Raw genomic sequence first — 19,943 nt, 5'->3', positions numbered from 1 at the left:
ATCGCGCCGCATGCTGAACCGCATGAGCGATGACAAGAGACCTCTGCCCTTGCGTAAGCACACCGCCGAAGGGCTACTGAATCAACGGATCCTGATGCTCGACTCGGCGCTCGACGACGAGATCGGCAGCCAGCTGTGTGCGCAGTTGGTGATGCTCTCCGCACATGACCCGATGACCGACATCGGCCTGTGGATCAACTCGCCGGGCGGGTCGGTACCGGCGATGCTCGCGATCATGGACACCATGGCGATCATCCCCAACGACGTGGTGACCGTGAACCTCGGAATGGCGTACAGCGCAGGGCAATTCCTACTCTGCTGCGGCACCCGCGGCAAGCGGTTCATCCTGCCCCACGCCAAGGTGCTGATGCATCAGGGATCGGCCGGGATCGGCGGCTACGCGCCCGACATCGAGTTGCAGGCCGACGATCTGCGCCACGTACGCGACACCGTCCTGGGCATCATCGCCGAGCGGACCGGACAGTCGCGGGAGCGCGTCTTCGACGACTCCCTGCGCGACCATGTGTTCACCGCCGCCGAGGCGCGCGAGTACGGCTTCGTCGACCACATCGTCGACTCGGTGGCCCAATTGGCGCCCACGGCGAGCGCCGCGGCCGGTTTCGGGGTATCGCGGTGAGCACCTACACGATTCCCAATGTCATCAGCCGGTCCCCGCAGGGCGAGCGGGTCATGGACGTCTACAGCCGCCTGCTCGACGACCGAATCGTCTACCTCGGCACCGAGATCGACGACGGCGTCGCCAACGCGTTGATCGCCCAGATCCTGCACCTGGACTCCGACAACCCGCAGGCGCCGATCGATCTCTACATCAATTCGCCCGGCGGGTCGGTGATGGCGACCTTCGCGCTCTACGACACGATGCAGTACTGCCACGCTCCAATTGCGACAACCTGTGTGGGACAAGCACTGTCGTCGACGGCACTCCTGCTGGCCGCAGGCGAGCCGGGCCGCCGCGCGGTGCTCCCCCACGCCCGTGTACTGCTCCACCAACCATCGGGTCAGGGCCGCGGCACGATTCCCGATCTCATCCTCGCCGCCGAGGAGATCCTGCGCACTCGCGAGGAGATCGAACAGGCGATGAGCCGACACACCGGCCAGGACGTCGCCACCCTGCGCCGCGACACCGACCGCGACCGGGTCCTGCGGGCGGGCGAGATCGTCGAATACGGCATCGCCGATCACATCATCGACGAGCGCATCCCGGCCGGAGATCGCTGAGCGGGCGCATCGGCGAGGTTCAGGCCGCCAGCGCCACCGGCCCCCGACACCTCTGCGGCACAGGCTGGTTCGACGTGCCGACGGACCGCATCGGGATCGCACCGGGAACCGAGCGCAGGGCCGGTACCGCGGCACGGGTCAGGTCGGCGGTCACCTCACGGGTGAGGTCGAGCAGCGTCAATCCCAGTGCCCCGGCCACCGCCGCCAGCAATTCACTCGAGGCGTCTTTGCGGCCGCGTTCGAGCTCCGACAGGTACTGACTGGACACGCCGGCGCGGCGGGCGGTTTCCACGAGCCGCTCGCCCCGCTCGTGGCGGTGACGCCGCAACACCCGGCCCGTCACCTCCCGCAGCAGTGGCTCCACGGCGTCACGGGTGTCGTCGAGCGATGTCCGATCGTCCATGCGGCGATCGTAGTTCCGCGGCGGCGAGCGCCCGGCCCGCTTCTGCTGTCAGCAGAACGGACTCAGTCGCGCGCCAGCTCGGCGAGCACGGCGGCGCTGGCCTCCCAGTCCATGCACTTGTCGGTGACCGACTTGCCGTAGACGAGCGGGTCGGCGTCGGGAGATTGTGCACCGGCTTCCAGGAAGCTCTCGAGCATCACCCCGCTCACGCGGGCCGGGTCGCCGGCTGCGCGCTGCGCGCGAATCGACGCCGCGATCTCATACGCAACCTGCGCCTGCCGAACGTGGTCTTTGCCGGAGTTGGCGTGACTGGCATCGATCATGACCCGGGCCGCCAGTCCCGCCTTGTCCAGCGCCGCCACCGCGTCGACGACCGAGGCGTCGTCGAAGTTGGGGCCGGCGGTGCCGCCGCGCAGAATGATGTGGCAGTCGGCATTGCCTGCCGACTCCACCAGCGCACCGTGGCCGAAATCGTCCACGCCGAAGAAGACATGTTGCGCCGCAGCAGCTTTGACCCCGTCGATCGCCACCTGGACGTTGCCGTCGGTGCCATTCTTGAAGCCGATCGGCATGGACAGTCCCGACGCCAGCTGACGGTGGACCTGCGACTCCGTCGTGCGGGCGCCGATCGCCCCCCAGGCGACCGCGTCGGCGATGTACTGCGGGCTGGTGGGTTCGAGGAATTCGCAGCCGACCGGCAGACCCAGGTCGATGATGTCGAGGAGCAGCGATCGTGCGGTTCGCAGACCACGTTCCACGTCGAAGGTGCCGTTCATGCCGGGATCGTTGATCAGGCCCTTCCATCCGACGGTGGTGCGCGGCTTCTCGAAGTACACCCGCATCACGATCTTGAGACTCGGTGCGTACTGCTGCGCCAGCGGGGCCAGGCGACGCGCGTAGTCGAGGGCGGCGACCGGATCGTGCACCGAACACGGCCCGATGACGACGAGCAGCCGGTCGTCGGCGCCGGCGAGGATCGCGGCGATCTCGTCGCGGTCCCGCTGCACCGTGAGCGCGCGGCGCGCCGTCAGCGGGAGTTCGGTGCGAATGGTGTCGGGCGACGGGATGGGCCGGAACGCCCTGATACGCCGATCCGAGGTCGATTCGGCGGCAAGAGTTGCCGATGCCGGCATCGAACGGGGCAGATCTCCGAGGGTGGTCACTTCTGGTGCCTTTCGCGGGTTGGGTGCCGTGTCGCCTTCATGTCCCACCCGCCGTTGCCACACCGGAGGCCCATGGAAATGACGAAAGCAGCGACCATGAGGTCACTGCTCGGGGCTCCGGGATGTACGTGCGACGCAATCAGCGCTTCATCGCAGGCTCACCCGGAGCCTCGATAAAGAAACGCCAATAGGCGCGCACGGTGCTGATCACGGAAGCGAGGCTACCACGACGCGTCACATCGCCCCAAAATCGTCCACGGACCGACCTCAGCAGAGACCTCTCGACGCATCGACGAAAGCCGCCACCTGCGCATCGGTGGCCTGTGTTCCGGTGGACTGCTTCATGACCGGGGCGGCGAACTGGCGCGCCGCATCCTCGCCACCGGTCTTGCGTACATGACAGACCGAGTGACCCAGCGAGACAGCGGTGTCCGGGTCGAGGTTGACCCCTTTGTCACGCAGCGTCGCCAGGAAGGCACTGCGGGCCCCCGACGCCGGCGGCGCCACCGTCTCGGCGGTGCCCTGGCTCGGCAGCTCGATCCGACTCGGCGGGGCCGACGGGGACGCCGACGGCGCCGGAGCATGCGACGACGTGGTGGTGCTCGCCGGGACGGAGGACGTCGCGGACTCGCTCGAGGTGGTGACCGAACCCGACGCGGCCGAATCAGCTGCGTTGTCGGAGCTGCCGCATCCGCCGAGCAGGACTGCGCCCAGGACGCACCCGGCGGCGAGAACGGCCCGCATGGGACCGCTCGCCGCCCGGCCTCGGCGGGCCTCAGGCACGGAAGAAGCCCCGGTTCAAGGCGTTGTAGACGGCATCCTGCCAGTACGGCCAGTCATGCATTCCCGACACGGGGTAGTCGGTCATGACCGGAACCCCGTTGATCATGGCCTGGATGTCGAAGGTGTGGGTCAGCGCCGAGGACAACGTCTCCAGCGGCACGCCCTGGATCAGCAACGCCGGATTCGCCAACACGGCCTGCGGGGTGGCGGTGTAGCCGGGAATGCCGCTGCCGGTGGACAGGAACAGCCGCAGGCCCCGCATCTTGCCGATCTGCACGAACGGGTCGTTGTCGAACCAGCGGGGACTCCACGGCGGTCCCCACATCGCGTCGACATTCATCGCAGGCGTGCCGCCGTCGATCGCCGGGAACACCATTGCCGCGCGGATCGCCGAGCGCATGCCCGGTGCGGTGATGTTGAGCAGCCCTGACAGTGAACCCGCGGCGTCGAAATCACGGCGGTTGTTGGCGGCGGTGATCAGGGCGGAGCTACCACTCATCGACACACCCATGATCGCGTAGTGCCCCGACGGCCCACGCAGCCCACGCGCATCCATTGCCCGGACCAGACTCCGGCTGACCACGCATCCCCACTTCTGGGTGTAGGTCTGCCGGCTGAAATTGTCCGGTGCGTTCCAGTCGGTGTAGAAGCTCTCATAGCCGCCGACCGGCTCGATCACGTTCACCCCGCGGTTGGCGAGGTCGGCCACATGGGTGCCGTGCTCCCAGCCGCTGGCGTCGTCGGTGGCGCGCAGGCCGTCGAGCAGCACGACCGTCTTGCGGTTGCCGGGGCGGGTCCAGGCGCGCACCTTGACCGTATGGGCGGGGCCGCCCGGGCTTTGCGTCGGCATCCCGCACGAGTCGATCCACCAGGTCTGCGCGGGCACTGCCGCCTGCGCGAATCCCTCCCCGACGACGAGCAGCGCACCAGCACTGGCCAGGCTGACCACGAGAACCAGAAGCCGGAGGGTCAACGATCGATGCCGTGGCCGCCGCCACGACCCACTTCTGTCCGCCACTCTCGACATCACACCGCTCCCATTCACTTCTTCACACACCGAGGTCATGCTCACGACCGAGGTTATCGACATTAGCGCACCGCCCGTTACTGCCCATACAGCGGCAAATCGGGCGAACCTCGCTGTAACGCAATGTGAATCACGACACACCTGGGTGGGAGCACGCACTCGGGTTAAGCTCATCGACGTGTCCTCTGACCGGCCCCGCCACCGCGTCCTGTTGATCCGCCACGGACAAACCGAATGGTCGCTGTCGGATCAGCACACCGGCCGCACCGATATCGACCTGACCCCCAAGGGCGAGGCCGACGCCTCGGCGTTGCATGGAATCGCCGAACGGATCGGCCTGCACAACCCGTATGTGTTCGCCTCACCCCGACGCCGAGCCCAGCGAACCGCCGAATTGGCCGGATTGCACGTCGACGAGACCGACGAGTTGTTCGCGGAGTGGGACTACGGCGACTACGAGGGCCTCACCCGTCTCCAGATCCAGGCCGATCACGAACCCGGATGGGCGATCTGGACCCACGGGGCGCCCGGCGGCGAATCGGTCGAGCAGATGACCCGGCGGGTCGACGCCGCCGTCGACCGGGTCGAGTCCCGGCTCGCGATCTCCGACGTCGTGGTGGTATCCCACGGCCACTTCTCACGCTCGTTCGTGTGCCGTTTCCTGCGGTGGCCCATCACCCAGGGCGCCGACATCGATCTGCGCCCCGCAGGTTCGGCGTTGCTCGCCGAGGCCGGCGGCGACCGCCGGTTGTCCGAACTGCGCGGGCCCGTCGGCGAATGGGCGTCGCCCACCTCGATCTGAGGTCGTCCACACCCGCCGACGCCACCAGCCTCCGCCCCGGAGAAGCGTTGTCGTTCAGACAGTTACGCCGCCGACCGCCGGCTTCGTGACCGCACGCAACAGGAAGTGGTTGACCACGGGGACGATCAATTCGACCGGCGTCATGATCAGGTAGAACCAGCTCGGCGTCCCGACCGTCACCCACGCGAGCAGACGGGCCAGTCCGCCGAGGAAGAACAGCAGACCGAGCAGATCGACGACTCGTGCCCGGCCGGGGACATCCTGTGCCGCCCAGACGAATCCGAGACCGTACGCCGCGAAGAGAATGTTGAAGAACCGCAGATCGGACTCCATCGTCGCGTCGACAGTGCCGCCGCCGATGTACGTCGTCTGCCCGAAGAACAAGTGCGCCAAGGCAATACCGAGGACGACCGACCCGAATATCACCAGCCATACACGGAAAGCCCTGAGCATTCATCACCTCTATTTCACTCGTGTGTAATAAGACGACGATAGGCTTCGGACCGAGCCGGGGCAAGGCCTAGGATGAAGCGATGCCGAGCCGCCGACGGATGTCACCGGAGGAACGCCGCGAGTCATTGCTCGACGTCGGGGAACGCCTTTTCGGTACCGGGGACTTCGAGGAGCTCTCGATGCAGGACATGGCAGCCACGGCCGGCGTCACGCGTCGGCTCCTTTATAACCACTTCCCCACCAAGGCCCATTTCTTCGGCGCAGTGTGGGAGCGGGCACACACCCGATTGCGGACGAAGGCATCGACCACGGCAACCGCCACCGTCCGAGACCGGATCGAGACCGCGCTCACCGCCTATCTCGACTTCTACGCCGAGAACCTTCCGCTCGTCCTGACCGCCAACCGTAGTTCGGTGTCTGCCGATCCCGCGGTGCGTGGGCCGATCGATCGCGTCCTGGCCTCGCTGTGGAATTCGTTCCTCGACGACGCCGGATGTACCGGTCATGCACGCGATCTGGCCGACGTGGGGTTCACCGGGTGGATTGCCTTCGTCCGCGCCGGCACGCTCGCCGCCCTGCTGGATCAAAAGATCACGCCCGAGGAGAACCACGAACTCTGCATGGCCGCACTCGACTCCACGGTCGGCGCGCACGTCGACCTCCTCGTCACGCGCCGGCACTGAGCGGCTCAGCGCAACGCGGCCTGCAGCTCGGTGACCTCGGTGACCGGTAGATCGCAGACGGTCCCCCGGCAGATGTACGCGGCGTCGGCACCACCGACGACGCCTCGGTCGTGCAGCAGCGGCAGCGAATCCCGTTGACCGGCAACCACAACCGCCCCACCAGGTGCGGCCCGGCGGGCGGCAGATGCGAGTCCCCCTGCGCTGTCGGCAGTTTGCGACACCGCGACCTGCAGGGGTCCGGCCACTCGGGCCTGCGCAACGGTCAGCCAGTGCCCCGCCGACCGGGGCACCTTGGCAGGCAACACCGCACCGCGACCGAGGGTGGCGTCGAGCAGATCGGCGTAGCGGGCGGCGCGCTCGGGCAGCGCGAGTAGCGATGCACTCAGCAGCGCCTCGGCCAGCAGCGAGGCACCTGCCGGAGTCGCCCCGTCGATCGGGTCGCGTGGCCGCGCGATCAGGTCGTCACCGGCGGCGTCGTACCAGCTACCCGGTTCGTCCGGGTCCGCGAACGTCGCTATCGTGCGGTCGAGCAGGTCCACGGCCTGCTCGCGCACCGCGATGTCGCCGGTCGCCTGATGCAGCGACAGCAGTGCGGTCACCAGTGCGGCGTGATCCTCAAGCGCCGCGGCGGGTTCACCGGCCACGCCGCCGAGCGATGCCCGGCGCAGCCGGCCGTCGCGGACATGTTCACGCAGCAGCGTCACGGCGATCTCGCCGGCGAGATCGACCCATTCCGGGCGGCTCAACGCCAGACCCGCCTCAACGAGGGCGGTGACGGCCATCGCGTTCCACCCGGTGACCACCTTGTCGTCCCGGGCGGGTTGGGGACGCTCGGCGCGCGCAGCGAGCAGCCGATGCCGTACGTCGGCGAATCGGGCGTCGTCGTCAGGATCGACGCATAGCTGCAGTGTCGAGGTGCCGTGCTCGAAGGTCCCCGACCCGGTGACACCGAAAAGTCCGGCGGCCCAACGGCCGTCGGATTCGCCCAGTACCTCGACGAGCTGCGCCGGGGTCCACACGTATGTCGATCCTTCGACGCCGGCGGCATCGGCGTCGAGGGCCGAGGCGAATCCACCGCCCACCCGAAGATCGCGGCGCAAGAACTCGACGATTTCGCCGGTGATCCGGATCGCCAGCGGGTCGTCGGTGATGCGGGCCAGATGCGCGTACACCCGCAGTAGCTGCGCGTTGTCGTAGAGCATCTTCTCGAAATGCGGTACCACCCAGTCGTCGTCGACCGCGTAGCGAGCGAATCCACCGCCCAGCTGATCGTAGATTCCGCCGCGGGCCATCACCTCGCAGGTGCGCCGGACGGCGTCGAGTGCCTCAGGGCTGCCGGTGCGTTCGCTGTGCCGGAGGAGTCCTTCCAGCAGCGCCGACGGCGGGAACTTGGGCGCGCCCCCGAAGCCACCGGATTCGCGGTCCTCGTCGCCGAGTACGGCGGCCACCGCATGCGCCAGGAGCCGGTCGTCGACGGGCAGCGAACCTGCCGGAAGCGCAGACGCGTTGGCGTGCAAATGCTCTCGCACCTGCACCCCGACCGCGGTCACCTCGTCGCGCCGCTGTGTCCACGCCTCGGTGATCGCGGTGAGCAACTGCCGGAACGATGGCATCCCGTTGCGCGGGGTACCGGGAAAGTAGGTGCCGCAATAGAACGGCTCGCCGTCGGGGGTGAGAAAGCAGGTCATCGGCCAGCCGCCCTGCCCCGTCATCGCCACGGTGGCGTTCATGTAGATTGCATCGATGTCGGGGCGTTCTTCGCGGTCGACCTTCACGCAGACGAAGCCGTCGTTCATCTGCGCCGCCGTCGCCTCGTCCTCGAACGATTCGTGCGCCATCACATGGCACCAGTGGCAGGCGGCGTAGCCGACCGACAGCAGCACGGGAACGTCGCGGCGCCGCGCTTGCGCGAGCGCGTCATCGCTCCATTCGCACCACTGCACGGGATTGTCGGCGTGCTGCCGCAGGTAGGGACTCGTCGCGGAGGCGAGACGATTGGCCATGACTGTGACTCCTCACGAGTGGCAGGCGTGCCACTTTCCTGAAGCGATGCACGGGCGTCCGGCGCGACTCCCTCTCGTCCAGCCTAGGAGGGTATGCCGGACCGGCGGCCGGGCGCGGTGCAACGCGTCAGACAGGAGGCAGCGCTTCACGCCACCCCGCGAAGACTCGGTCGATCTCTGCTGGAGCGACGAACGTGTCGAAGGCAGACTTGACTCGCTCGACACTCGCCGGGTCTTGCAAAACGCCGGCGGTCCACTCGACGCTCTGGCGGACGTCATCACCGATCTCGGGGTGGTCAAGGAACCCTGTGATGATCCGGACGGCGTCGTCCGGATCGGCCACGGCCATGAGCCGCCACAAGTCGCCGAGGTCCTTGTCGCGCACCCGGCCCTTGTGTGGCTCGCGCAGGCGTTCGCCCACCTTGGAACACTTGGCGAGGACGAGCGCAGGAATCTCGGCGACGTGGACCTCTGCCGAGAGTCGTGGATCGGCGAAGTCGATGATCGTCACCAGCGACCGGTTGAACGCCGCGAGTTCCAGGCCGAGGGCGTTGCCGACCGCGAGCTTGCCGTGTGCCGGCTGGAGAGCCGGAACGCCACGCCTGGTCCGGCTGGTGGTCCCCGATAGTCCGTGAGGAGCGAGCAGGTCGATCTTCTCGCGGAACGACCGCGTTCCGTCGGACTCGTCGTACGGCTCGCGACCCCAGAGACCGGGCCTCGCCGTGGTGCGGTGTTCGTAGCCTTCGCCGGCCAGGAGCGCCTCGATACTGGGCACCTCGCCCACCAACCCTGGTGTCACACCGAGATCACCGTCGCCCGTTGGCATTCCCGGCACGTCGAGGTTCATCGTGCGCAGCAGGACGGCATGCGCCCCGACCAGTGTCAGTGATTCGGAGTGGACCGCGAGGACTCCGACCACGTTGATGATCGCGCGGCGGCTCCACTCGGTCTCGTTGCGAGGCTCCTCGAACTCCGTCACGTCACTCGACGTCCCAACAGGATGTCAGCCTGCTCAGTCATGCGGTCGACACCGCCGTAGGCGTCGATGATGACCTGATCGCGTGCAACCACTGTCACACCGTCGACCAACACCCTGCCGAGTTCGCAGACCCCGTCGAAGGGAATCAGCGTGAGGCGTGTGCCGAACGAACCAGACTCTTTGCGTGCGAGCCCAACCGTTTCGGCTGCACGGTCGACGTCCTCGACGTACAGGACCGGCCAAGCTTCCCCCGCGCTGGAGCGATAGAGGTTCGCGCCAGTGTCGCCGGTCACGGCGTAGTCGAAACCAGCGCTGTGGAGAGAGTCGGCAACGTCATACGCGGTCGGCCCCGTCTTGAAGTCCACGGAACCCGAACGCCGCGTGAGACGAGCAGCGCGACCGGCACGGAACATCAGGTCGGCCTCCTTACCGCTGATCGCAAACCCCTTCTCGTCGACGAGCCCGATCCGAGCCCATCGTCGACGCCACACCTCGACGCCGGGCGCCACCGTGAGATCGAGCATCGGATCGAGTGCCAACCGCGCGGCGGCAATCGCAGAGACATCAGCCGAACTCGTGAATCCAATCGGCTCCCCCAACACCGCCATGATGTCCTGAGCCAGATCGAACGATGGGCTGACCGCGCCGGACTCGATCCGCGTGACGGTCGTCGGCGCGACATCGACCAGCGCCGCAAGCTGGCGGGCACTCAGGTCGTTGACGCGCCGCAGGGTCGAGATGCGCTCAGCGAGGTCCACATGAGCAGTCTAGATCAGAGTTGCAAATATGCAACGGGAGGCCACCGTCGACCTACTTCGATACTCCTCCGACCAGCCAGGCCAGGTCTGCCGCCGCTCGGTGACGTTCCGAGGCTTCGCGCTTGTGCAGGTCCGGCCGCTTGGCCAGCCGCAAGGTGTAGGGGCTGCCCTTTCGAATCGTGCGATGGGCGACCGGGAGCTCGGCGGCCTCGATCCGATGCTGGACGTGCTGGCGTCCGTCGGTTCGCAGCCGCCAATCGAGTTCGGTTGCATTGCGGTCGCCGAGGAAGCCCTGCAACGTCTCGCACCGGTCGCACCCGCACCCCGACCACACGATCGACCAGTCGTCTGCGGGTCGAGGCGGAGCGCCGAGCTGAGTCTCCAGTCGACACACGGCGTCATCGACCAAAGACGATGGCGCATCGGCACCGAGTCGGCGCAGCAGCGGAACCTCCAGATCGAGCACGCCGTCGTCGTAGTCCCTGAGGGCGCCGACGAACTCCTCGACCATCTCCGCGTCGGCCGCTCTCAAGAGCGCTTCCGCCGGGTTCACCAGCGACGCCATGCCTTCGGCCCGAGATCGCGGCCCCTCCGTCAGTTCCGCACCGAACGACTCCGACAGGATCGCCCAATTCTGTCGGCAGACATAACTGACGACGCTGACCGAGCCGGCCCGCCGCAGCTCCGATGCCAGGCCGGGCAGGGTCTCGTTCACCCATTCGCGACGTCCGTGTACCCAGCGTCCGTGCCAGTAGCCATCGACCGTGAACCAGGACTCGATCAATGTCTGCGCCCACACATCTCCGTATCGCGCGGCGACGCCCGCGAGCGCGGTGGCGTGATCTGCGGTCAGTGCATCGCCCGTGAGCTGCGTGAGCAGAAGCTGGGCAAGTTCGGCGTCATCGAGAGCATCGGCAACCGACAGGAGGCCGGTGAGCAGGTCCGAGTTACCGGCTCCGATGAAGTCGACCAGCTCCCGGGCGTCGGCCCGGGCGCGATCGAGGTCGCCCCCCTCGCTCAACCGGGCATCGAGCTCGGCGATCGCGTTGGGCAGGTCGGCCTCGGCGCGGGCGATGAAGTCCCGTGCCGTCGGCCAGAGCACGATCGCGGCTCGGCGATACCAACGGTCGAGGGTGTTGCCGTAGTTGCCCATGTAACCCTCGTACTCGGATTCGTACGGGATCAACGACGCCGTCGGGGTGACCGCGCAGACCTCACTCTCGTCGGGGTGCAGGCCAATCGACTCCCCGCGGCCCACGCCGGCACGTTTCCACCAGCCCAGAGTGATCTGGTCGTCGAGCAGCTCACCGACGTCGTACGACGGCTCACCGTCGTCGTACGCCTCGCTTTCTTCTCCTTCATCATCGTCGTACCGGTAGCGCCACGACGTGCCATCGTCGTAGGCGTTCCGCGTCTCCCGGATCTCCGCCAGCGCGAGTGCGTTCGCACAGCCGACACGGTCGGCGGCCGCCCGCAGTCGGTTCACCCACTCGACATCGCGGCCCTTGAGTCGGCCGGCGGCCAGCCCACGTTCGCTGTACTGGTGATCGAGCAGCACGGTGAGTCGGTTCGGCGCCCGAGGCGGCTCGCCGGACCAGTGTCGGATCACCGGTGTGGTGAAGTGTTCGCCGATCAAGGACGCCAACTCCTCGTCGGGGTCGATCTCGTCCTCCTCGACGTCGCGGGTGACGAGCAGGTTGAATGTCATCGTCACTCGCCGCCCGGAACGGACCGGGCGCACCTCGTGGACGCAGTCGGCGTAGAAGGTGACGAAGCCGATCGTGCTCCGGTCGGCGTGGCGGTACGCGCGGGTCTCCCCGCCGTGGCTGACCACGAGTTCCCCACCGGTGTGGACCGAGGGCAGCGACACCACAAGCGTCGCCACCATCTCGTCGTCCTTCTCCGAGTCCTGATGCGGCGCGAAGAACTGGTCCGGCCCGTAGACCAGCAGCGAATGCGGCTCCGCGCGCAGACGTGCCCCCCGCGGCAGACCGAGCTCCTCGTGCGCCTCGGCCAGCACGTCGTCGAGGACTTGGTCGAACGCGCCGCCCAGACTCACCTGGTCGGCGGTCAACTCCCAGGTGTCTCGCACCGACGTGTCGGTCAGGGTCTGCTCACCGAGCCCGAACATCGCCGGGCGCGCGACCGACACCAGCTTCCTCTCCTGCTGCGCGCCGATCGGAAGCTTCACCGGACCGACCGCTTCGACCGACAAGGTCACGCCTGCGGCCGGCGCCGACATCTCGGCGCTGAACGACCCCGCCGACTCATGGCCCTGCAACAACAGGGCTACCTTCTCCCGCGCAGACCTGACCACAACCGACAACCTACCAACGCCATCGGCGCAGTTCGGTCACGATGATCCGTCGGCGCCGTTATCAGGTGTCGGCGGACTTCTTCACCACGCCGGTGTCGTCGGCGACGTTCACCTCACCCGCCGGCTGGTCGCCGGGCGGGCTCACCGAATCGGTGCCCTCGTCGAACTCCTGGTCGGCCTCGGGATGGTTGGCGTCGAAGTTCTTCGGCAGCTTCCGCAGTTGCCGGTTCATCGACCAGATGAGCAGCGCGGTTCCGATGAGCAACAGGACGATGATCAGCAACCCCAGTGGTGAGGCCTTGCCGAACTCGGGACCCTGCGGCTCTTGCGCGGCCGCCAGGATCGCGGTGTTCAGTGGTGATGTCATCGAGGTACCTCACTGCTCGCCTCGACGCCCGCGAGCAGATCGCTCTCCGGGATCGAGGTCGTGACCCGGGTCTGCGCCAACTCGAATTCCTCGGTGGGCCAGAGCCGTTGCTGCCATTCGAGCGGCACCGCGAAGAACACACCGTTCGGGTCGATCTGGGTGGCGTGTGCCCGCAGCGCATCGTCGCGTTGTGGGAAGTACTTGCCGCACTCGACCTGGGTGGTCACCCGTGCCATCAGGTCGCCGCGACTCCCGTCCCACTTGCTCAGCCACTCCTTGAACGGGCTCTCCTGGCCGTGCCGCTCGAATTCGTCGGAGAAGAGCACCATCCGATCGCGGATGAAACCGTGTGTGTAGTACAACTTCGACACCGTCCACGGTTCGCCGGTGCCCGGGTAGGCGTCGGGATCGCCGGCCGTCTCGAACGCGGCGACCGACACCTGGTGGCACATGATGTGATCGGGATGTGGGTATCCGCCGTGTTCGTCATAGGTGATCATCACGTGGGGCCGGAACTCGCGCACCACCTTGACCAGCGCCTCCGTCGACACTTCGAGCGGAAGCGTCGCGAACGACCCCTCCGGCAGCGGGGGCAGCGGGTCGCCCTCGGGCAGCCCGGAGTCGACGAAGCCCAGCCACCGCTGCTCGACGCCGAGGGCGGCGGCGGCCTTGGCCATCTCCTCCTTGCGGACCTCGCTCATACGTTCCTTGATGCCCGCACGATCCATCGCCGGGTTCAGGATGTCGCCGCGTTCTCCCCCGGTCAGGGTCACGATGAGGACATCATTGCCCTCGGCCGCGTACTTCGCGGAGGTGGCCGCGCCCTTGCTCGACTCGTCGTCGGGGTGGGCGTGCACCGCCATCACACGGAATCCCCCGCCGGGGGTCGCAGTCGGGGCAACCCCATGCGTCGACGGTGTCGACGGATCTGATTCGGCGGTGTCGGTCTCGCGCACGGTTCCTCGCCTTCGGGTCGGTACTCCTGCCATGGTAGGTATTGACCCGTGAACAGTTCAGACGGGGGCACGCCACCGGGCCCCGACCTGCAGGATCGCCCCCACAGCGGCCCGCGGGCGAGTTATCCCGTCCCTCGTTCGGCGTCCAGTCGGCGCCTGTGGTTCATCGCACTGTCGGTTCTCGTGGTCGTCATCGGGGTCGTCCTCGCCCTCATCGGCTACCAGAAGTTCGCCGATCCCGACGTATCCGGTGAGGCCACCGGCTACCAGGTCCTCGACCCGTCCACCGTCGCCGTGCAGTTCACCGTCAACCGGGCGGATCCGTCCGAGCCGGTGGCCTGCGTCGTCCGCGCGCGTTCCAAGGACGGCTCGGAAACCGGGCGCCGCGAGGTCCTGATCGGCCCGGGCGAGGTCCAGGAAGGTCACCGCGTCGAGGTCAAGACCTCCCAGCCCCCGGTCATCGGCGAGGTGTTCGGCTGCTCGACCAGCGTGCCGGCCTATCTCACCGGAGCACCGGCCGCCGGGCGGCCGCGGTGACCGAGACCGCCACCCGCCAACGACGGGCCGTGTTCGCGACCGTCTCGAGCCCATATCTGCCGATGCTGACGGCGTTGTTCGTCGGCATCATGCTGATCAGCAACATCACCGGCACCAAGGGCGTGCTCCTGTTCGACCAGTGGCTGCACCTCGACGCCGGACCGTTCCATCTCAACGGACTCGTCACCGACGGCGCCTTCTACCTGTTCCCGCTGGCCTACGTCCTCGGCGACGTCATCAGCGAGGTGTACGGGTTCAAGACGATGCGCCGTGTCATTCTCGCCGGATTCGTCGTCCTGCTCATCGCGTCCGCGTGTTTCTGGGCGACGATTCATCTGCCCGCGGCGCCGTTCTATTCCGGCCAGGAATCCTTCAAAACCGTGGCCGGCGTCGTTCCGCAATTCTTACTGGCCGGATTGCTCGGATATCTCGCCGGTGAATTCCTGAATTCCTTTGTCCTGGTGAAGATGAAAGAGCGGGCAGGTGAACGGCGGCTCTGGGCGCGCCTCATCGGTTCGACGGTTGTCGGCGAGTTCGCCGACACTCTCGTCTTCTGTTCGATCGCAGCGTCTGCGCTGGGTATTTCGACGTGGGGCGACTTCATCAACTACACGATCGTCGGGTTCGTGTGGAAGACCTTGGTCGAGGTCGTCGTCATGCCGATCACCTATCTGGTCTGTGCGTGGCTCAAGCGGGCCGAACCCTCGTATGGGCAAGCACTGGAAGAAGCGCGCGCGGCATCATCCTGACGTGCATCCCTTCTCCTTCGCTGGTATCCTGGTCGGAAACACGGCTCCGCAAGGGGTCGTGTTGCTGTATTTGGAGCAGTCCACATGTTCTCGTGAAGACATCGCGAAGGACGCGGGCAACACAAAGGAGTAACCGATGACCGACACCCAGGTGACCTGGCTGACCCAGGAGTCCCACGACCGCCTCAAGGGCGAGTTGGATTCCCTGATCGCCAATCGTCCGGTCATTGCTGCGGAGATCAACGAACGTCGTGAAGAGGGAGACCTCAAGGAAAACGGCGGATATCACGCAGCACGCGAGGAGCAAGGGCAGCAGGAGGCCCGTATCCGTCAGTTGCAGGAGCTCCTCAACAACGCGAAGGTCGGCGAGGCACCCACCCAGTCGGGTGTTGCGCTGCCCGGTTCGGTCGTCACCGTCTACTACGACGGCGACGAGAAGGACACCGAGACCTTCCTGATCGCAACACGCGAAGAGCTCGCACAGGGCGACCTGGAGACGTATTCGCCCAGCTCGCCACTCGGGGCCGCGCTGATCGACACGAAGGTCGGCGAGACCAGTGAGTACTCCGTACCCAGTGGCGCGACGATCAAGGTGACGCTGGTCAAGGCCGAGCCGTACCACAGCTGAGCGCCAGACCGACTCGAGCAATCGCGGCCGCCCCGTTTCGGGGCGGCCGCGATTCGTCGTCAGTTGATCAATTACTCCAATTGCGGCCGGAGCCACGGGTGAACCTGTTACAAAAACAGATGTGAAACTGCTCGCCCACGTGCGCACGTTGGGGGTCACCATCACGGCAGCGGCAATGTTCGCCGCCGTCCTCGGTGCCGGCTCCGCGACCGCAGCGCCACAGCATCAGCTCTCCTATGTCAACCTCGGTGACAGCTATTCAGCCGGTTCGGGCGTGGTCCCGACAGCGCCGGGAACGTTGCCCGATTGCATGCAGTCGAGCGCGAACTACGCACACCTCGTCGCCCACCGGTTCGGGTACCGCTTCACCGATGCCAGTTGCGGCGGCGCGCAGACCGGCGACTTCTTCGCCGCGCAGTACAAGGGACTGCGCCCGCAACTCGACGCGATCGGCCCGAACACAGACCTCGTCACCTTGATGATCGGGGGCAACGACGGCATGGTCTTCGCCGGAACCGTGCAGAAATGCCTCACCGCGGCCGCCGAGGCGTTGGGACGTGGCTCGCCGTGCAAGGACACGTACGGCGATTCCATCGTCCGCGAGCTCCGCACCGTGACGTTCCCGAAGCTCGTCAACGCGATGGCGGCCGTCCGCGCCAAGGCACCCAACGCTCGCGTCGCGGTGATCAGCTACCCGTGGATCATGCCGTCGAAATACGAACCGTGCCCGGCCTTCCCGGTCGCTGCAGGCGATGTGCCCTATACCTACGAGATCCAGTCGACGTTGAACGATTCGCTTCGCCGCGCCGCCGCGCAGACGGGCGTCACCTACGTTGACGCAACGACGCCGTCGGTCGGCCACGACAGCTGTAAACCGGTCGGCACACGCTGGATCGAGCCGATCCTCACCACCGAGCAGATGGTCCCGGTGCACCCCAATGCGCTGGGCGAACGGAAGATGGCGGACATCACCGCGCGCACGCTCGGCCTCAGCCGCTGAGCCACCGACCACGGTAGTTCTTCCCGTGCTTGGGTTTTCGCCCGATCGACTTTCATGCTGCCTGCAGTACGGTGACGCCCGCCGACGCCGTCGGCATCGTTTGCGGACGAAGGCGGTTGTCGCCCATGGCGTGTGCGAGCTTGATGGCGAGTTCGACGACGGGCGTCAGATTGTCGGCGACTCTCATCCCGTGGAAGATGTCGATCACCGTCGCCTCGGTGAGGACCGACCGCTTCCAACCCTCGCTGCGTAGCGGCTGGAGTGCACGGCTGCGGGTCAATGCATGGAGCACCATCTCAGGAACCCGCCGGGCCCGGCCGTCGGCCGATCCGGCGGGCATCGGCCCCCACGGCCGCCACAGCAATGCGTCGACGGTGACCTCGGGCATGGTCGGCATCCCCGATCCCAGTACCTCCTGGACATACGCCTGCGGCTCTTCGAACAGGAGCAGTCCGCTGGGGCCGAGTCCGCTGAGGGTATCGGTGCTGAGGGTATCGGTATGGCGCACGTCGGCATCGATCTCCGCGAGCACCGCGGTCGCGGTCGCCGGCACCCATGTCGGCCGAACCTCGGCGAGTGCCGCACTGACCTGCGTCGCGGTCCGCAGCAGCCCGCGCACGTCGCGCAGCATGAGCGCATCGTCGACCGAGTCGTCGTACAGACGCGCGAACGCATCGGTGTGGCCCTTGCCCCGGCGTTCCATGGCGTTCATGCGCTTGTCACTGTCTGCGAGACGACGTTCGATGACTTCGATGTACTGCGGCCACTCGGCCATCAGGTACCGATACGTCACCGCCAGGGTGGAGTGCACGACCGGCGCCCACCCCGGGCCCCACGGCGAGACCGTCTGCGCCTGCGGATCTTTCGCCTCACGGAATTCCCGCTCGAGATCGGTGCGCCAATCCTTCTCGGTTGCGGCGCGCTTCGGTGTGTGGTGATGTCGTCGTCCCATACGCAGCAGCGTAAGTCCGTTGCGGCCCAGCCCCGACGAAGAATTCCACAGGGCACCAGAGGTGCCCTGTGGAGCACACGCGTCCTTCGTCAGCCGAGGTTGACCTTCACACCGCCGGAGAACATCGAGTCGTGCAGTTCGATGGCGGCCGGGACAGCATCCTTGGGCATGTCGAAGACGACCTTCGCCGTCACCGTGTTGCCGGGATTGATGTTGTCCCACACCGGGATATCGGAACCGCCGAGCGCGATCTGCGCCGACGTGCTGGGCTCGAACTCACGCTTCTGGCCGTCGAGCAACTTCTGGTCCGACGGCGTGAAACCGTATGCCTTGTCGGAGATGTTCTTGACGGTCATCGTGACGACCACGAACTGTCCCTGTGCCTGCTCTGTCAGATATGGGTTGTCGCCAACGCTGGCGAGCCCCTTCTCCACGCCGGTCACGACGAACTCGAACTTGCCGTCACGCACCGGGGTGTTGAGCCCGGCAGTCTGTTCGCCCCCGCCGTTGTTGCGCGGAGCTGCCGGCGCGCCATCGGGCGCCGAACCGCTGGGCGCAGAGCTGTCGGAGCCGCCGGTGCTGGTGGCCACCGCGATGATCACGATGAGCACGACGACGGCACCGAGAATCCACGGCCACTTGCGCTTCTTCTTGGGCGGCAACGGGTTCGGCTGCCCTGGAGCCCCGTACTGGGGCTGACCGTACTGGGGCTGGCCGTACTGGGGCTGGCCGTACTGGGGCTGGCCGTACTGGGGCTGGCCGTACTGGGCCGTTCCGGTCGGAGGCACACCGGGCGGGGACGGCGGCAGCGGGCTCGTCGCCTGCGGGTCGGTGGCGTTCGCGTCGGGCGCACCCGAATCCTGGGAAGTGGACATCTCGATCTCCTTCGAGCCGGTGCGGTGCCCGGGAAGTGGGCTCCGCCTCGCGACACACTGTCCTCAGGAGGTCTGACAAATCCGTCGATTCCGTCATCCGATCGGATGAATGCCGGTTATCTCATGCGACGTCGGGTGCCCGGCCTGCAACCAGGCCGGAGCCGGACCGCCGGAGACCGATTTCTTTGTCACACAACGCTTGCCCGATCTGCGTCAGCACCTCTATCCACGGCACCATCGAGCTTCCGGGCAGGACATCTTCGTGGCCGACCGGGACGGCAAAGCCCGTCGCCTCGTGCAGCATCGACGATTCCCACGACGGCTGCGGCGGGTCCAACAGATCGCCACGTGTCAGTGCCACGATCGCCAGCGTGGTCTCGGCGTCGACAACTGCGTCCTCATCGACACCACTTGCGTCGATGAGACCTGCGCCGAGACACTCGGGGCAGACCTCCCGTCCGGCGGTACCGAGCGTCCACCACAGCACCCCGTCGAGATCGAATTCCGATGATGGTGAGCGGTCATCGGAACTCCGCTGCACCACCCGGGCCGGCGGCTTCTCGAACAGGATCAGCCCCTCCGGCCCCAGTCCGGCCAGCCCGCTCGTATCCCCGGCGCCGACGTCGATCGCCGACACCACCGACACGACGGTGTCCGGTACCCAGATCGGGGTGGTTGCCTCCAATGCCTCGAGCGCGTTGGACGAGTAGTCGAGGAGGTCATCGATCTCCCCGAGGGCCATCGCCTGCTCCATGCCCGCGCGACGAGCATCGATGGTCTCGTCGTCGCCTGGAGCGCGGTCTTCGGCCGCCAACTCCGCGAGCCGCGCCTGAATGTCGGCCAGACGGTGTTCGGCATTGTCCTTCATCAGCATTCCCAGAACATTCACATTCAGGTATGCGTCCATCAGCGACTGTCGAATCCGGAATACGCTCAGCGGCCCCCACAGCTCCTGCTCCGATACCCCCCGCTCCGATATCCCCTGCCCCGACGGCTCCGCTGGAATCGGACCGCGGCGGACCCGCCTGCCGGCGACTGCGGCCGCCCGATCCGCCCGCCGCGCCTGTGAGCGCGCCCGTTTGACCCCTCGCTGCCGTTTCTGTCGCTTCGCCATGACCGAGGAGGTTAGGGCCGATCGGCGTGACCGCCGGGAATCCATCCACAGCCGGATCCGGAGATCACAGCTTTTCCACAGGCTGCTCGAAGACCCGCACCAACCTGGGGGTTCATGGTGGTCTCATCGACCTCACCACAACCGTGAACGGAGAG

General features: G+C 66.9%; 22 protein-coding genes. 8 read left to right on the top strand and 14 right to left on the bottom strand.

All coding sequences use genetic code 11. The annotated features are described in order from the left end of the window. Positions 1-22 precede the first annotated feature (22 nt). Together ACPXB3_RS11875 and ACPXB3_RS11870 are read left to right on the top strand one after the other, a co-directional pair. A complete protein-coding gene (locus tag ACPXB3_RS11875; protein ID WP_425727717.1) occupies positions 23-637 on the top strand; it encodes a ClpP family protease in 615 nt (204 codons plus the stop codon). After that, positions 634-1,239 (top strand): ClpP family protease, encoded by a 606-nt coding sequence (locus ACPXB3_RS11870; RefSeq protein ID WP_425705119.1) that lies wholly within the window; start codon positions 634-636, stop codon positions 1,237-1,239. The genes ACPXB3_RS11875 and ACPXB3_RS11870 overlap by 4 nt, the downstream gene beginning before the upstream one ends. A 19-nt stretch (positions 1,240-1,258) precedes the next feature. Here the strand turns inward: ACPXB3_RS11870 and ACPXB3_RS11865 are convergent, their stop codons facing one another. The 4 genes from ACPXB3_RS11865 to ACPXB3_RS11850 form a co-directional block, all read right to left on the bottom strand. Next, on the bottom strand, positions 1,259-1,642 hold the full coding sequence (locus ACPXB3_RS11865; RefSeq protein ID WP_425705120.1) for a helix-turn-helix domain-containing protein: 384 nt from the start codon (positions 1,640-1,642) through the stop codon (positions 1,259-1,261). A 62-nt stretch (positions 1,643-1,704) separates the two neighbouring features. Then, positions 1,705-2,805, bottom strand: a complete 1,101-nt coding sequence (locus ACPXB3_RS11860; protein WP_425727716.1) for a 3-deoxy-7-phosphoheptulonate synthase — start codon at positions 2,803-2,805, stop codon at positions 1,705-1,707. Positions 2,806-3,072: 267 nt separating this feature from the next. Further along, positions 3,073-3,549 (bottom strand): DUF732 domain-containing protein, encoded by a 477-nt coding sequence (locus ACPXB3_RS11855; protein ID WP_425727715.1) that lies wholly within the window; start codon positions 3,547-3,549, stop codon positions 3,073-3,075. A 31-nt stretch (positions 3,550-3,580) separates the two neighbouring features. Next, complete coding sequence (locus ACPXB3_RS11850) at positions 3,581-4,615, bottom strand: alpha/beta hydrolase (protein WP_425705123.1); 1,035 nt, start codon at positions 4,613-4,615, stop codon at positions 3,581-3,583. A gap of 178 nt (positions 4,616-4,793) precedes the next feature. Between ACPXB3_RS11850 and ACPXB3_RS11845 the strand changes: the two genes are divergently transcribed. Further along, complete coding sequence (locus ACPXB3_RS11845; RefSeq protein ID WP_425727714.1) at positions 4,794-5,417, top strand: histidine phosphatase family protein; 624 nt, start codon at positions 4,794-4,796, stop codon at positions 5,415-5,417. 54 nt (positions 5,418-5,471) lie between these two features. Here ACPXB3_RS11845 and ACPXB3_RS11840 read toward each other — a convergent pair whose 3' ends face one another. Further along, positions 5,472-5,870: a DUF4345 domain-containing protein gene (locus ACPXB3_RS11840; protein WP_425705125.1), complete on the bottom strand. Its 399-nt coding sequence runs from the start codon at positions 5,868-5,870 to the stop codon at positions 5,472-5,474. Between the two features lie 80 nt (positions 5,871-5,950). Here ACPXB3_RS11840 and ACPXB3_RS11835 point away from each other — a divergent pair, with 80 nt between their 5' ends. Continuing rightward, complete coding sequence (locus ACPXB3_RS11835) at positions 5,951-6,553, top strand: TetR/AcrR family transcriptional regulator (protein ID WP_425705126.1); 603 nt, start codon at positions 5,951-5,953, stop codon at positions 6,551-6,553. A gap of 5 nt (positions 6,554-6,558) precedes the next feature. On the opposite strand, the gene ACPXB3_RS11830 is transcribed toward ACPXB3_RS11835, so the two are convergent. From ACPXB3_RS11830 to mca, 6 genes are all read right to left on the bottom strand, one after another. Beyond that, positions 6,559-8,556: a thioredoxin domain-containing protein gene (locus tag ACPXB3_RS11830; RefSeq protein WP_425727713.1), complete on the bottom strand. Its 1,998-nt coding sequence runs from the start codon at positions 8,554-8,556 to the stop codon at positions 6,559-6,561. A gap of 127 nt (positions 8,557-8,683) precedes the next feature. Further along, a complete protein-coding gene (locus ACPXB3_RS11825; RefSeq protein ID WP_425727712.1) occupies positions 8,684-9,535 on the bottom strand; it encodes a hypothetical protein in 852 nt (283 codons plus the stop codon). After that, complete coding sequence (locus tag ACPXB3_RS11820; RefSeq protein ID WP_425727711.1) at positions 9,532-10,293, bottom strand: helix-turn-helix transcriptional regulator; 762 nt, start codon at positions 10,291-10,293, stop codon at positions 9,532-9,534. Before ACPXB3_RS11820 ends, ACPXB3_RS11825 begins: the two co-directional genes overlap by 4 nt. Positions 10,294-10,345: 52 nt before the next feature. Further along, positions 10,346-12,610, bottom strand: a complete 2,265-nt coding sequence (locus tag ACPXB3_RS11815) for a 2OG-Fe(II) oxygenase (protein WP_425727710.1) — start codon at positions 12,608-12,610, stop codon at positions 10,346-10,348. A 61-nt stretch (positions 12,611-12,671) separates the two neighbouring features. Next, positions 12,672-12,977 carry a hypothetical protein gene (locus ACPXB3_RS11810; RefSeq protein ID WP_425705131.1) on the bottom strand — a complete coding sequence of 102 codons (306 nt, stop codon included), beginning with the start codon at positions 12,975-12,977 and terminating at the stop codon, positions 12,672-12,674. After that, a complete protein-coding gene (mca, locus tag ACPXB3_RS11805; protein WP_425727770.1) occupies positions 12,974-13,840 on the bottom strand; it encodes a mycothiol conjugate amidase Mca in 867 nt (288 codons plus the stop codon). Before mca ends, ACPXB3_RS11810 begins: the two co-directional genes overlap by 4 nt. A gap of 141 nt (positions 13,841-13,981) precedes the next feature. Here mca and ACPXB3_RS11800 point away from each other — a divergent pair, with 141 nt between their 5' ends. From ACPXB3_RS11800 to ACPXB3_RS11785, 4 genes are all read left to right on the top strand, one after another. Next, positions 13,982-14,470, top strand: a complete 489-nt coding sequence (locus ACPXB3_RS11800; RefSeq protein WP_425705132.1) for a DUF4307 domain-containing protein — start codon at positions 13,982-13,984, stop codon at positions 14,468-14,470. Beyond that, complete coding sequence (locus ACPXB3_RS11795; RefSeq protein WP_425705133.1) at positions 14,467-15,219, top strand: queuosine precursor transporter; 753 nt, start codon at positions 14,467-14,469, stop codon at positions 15,217-15,219. Before ACPXB3_RS11800 ends, ACPXB3_RS11795 begins: the two co-directional genes overlap by 4 nt. Before the next feature lie 136 nt (positions 15,220-15,355). Further along, the gene (greA, locus tag ACPXB3_RS11790; protein ID WP_425727709.1) at positions 15,356-15,847 is read left to right on the top strand and encodes a transcription elongation factor GreA; all 492 of its coding nucleotides are present in this window, start codon (positions 15,356-15,358) and stop codon (positions 15,845-15,847) included. A 175-nt stretch (positions 15,848-16,022) separates the two neighbouring features. Continuing rightward, entirely contained in the window at positions 16,023-16,847 is an 825-nt protein-coding gene (locus ACPXB3_RS11785) for an SGNH/GDSL hydrolase family protein (RefSeq protein ID WP_425727769.1), read from the top strand. Positions 16,848-16,899: 52 nt separating this feature from the next. Here ACPXB3_RS11785 and ACPXB3_RS11780 read toward each other — a convergent pair whose 3' ends face one another. The 3 genes from ACPXB3_RS11780 to ACPXB3_RS11770 all read right to left on the bottom strand — a co-directional run bounded on the left by ACPXB3_RS11780 (position 16,900) and on the right by ACPXB3_RS11770 (position 19,581). Continuing rightward, positions 16,900-17,799 (bottom strand): hypothetical protein, encoded by a 900-nt coding sequence (locus ACPXB3_RS11780; RefSeq protein WP_425727708.1) that lies wholly within the window; start codon positions 17,797-17,799, stop codon positions 16,900-16,902. Between the two features lie 89 nt (positions 17,800-17,888). Further along, positions 17,889-18,674 carry a DUF4352 domain-containing protein gene (locus tag ACPXB3_RS11775; protein ID WP_425727707.1) on the bottom strand — a complete coding sequence of 262 codons (786 nt, stop codon included), beginning with the start codon at positions 18,672-18,674 and terminating at the stop codon, positions 17,889-17,891. A 121-nt stretch (positions 18,675-18,795) separates the two neighbouring features. Beyond that, positions 18,796-19,581: a hypothetical protein gene (locus tag ACPXB3_RS11770; protein ID WP_425705137.1), complete on the bottom strand. Its 786-nt coding sequence runs from the start codon at positions 19,579-19,581 to the stop codon at positions 18,796-18,798. Between the last annotated feature and the right edge of the window lie 362 nt (positions 19,582-19,943).

It is taken from the genome of Gordonia sp. DT219 (genome assembly GCF_049847065.1).
In the GTDB taxonomy this organism is placed as follows: Bacteria; Actinomycetota; Actinomycetes; order Mycobacteriales; family Mycobacteriaceae; genus Gordonia.
Note: the sequence above shows the minus strand (reverse complement) of the source record. Positions and strands in the feature narration are given on the sequence as shown.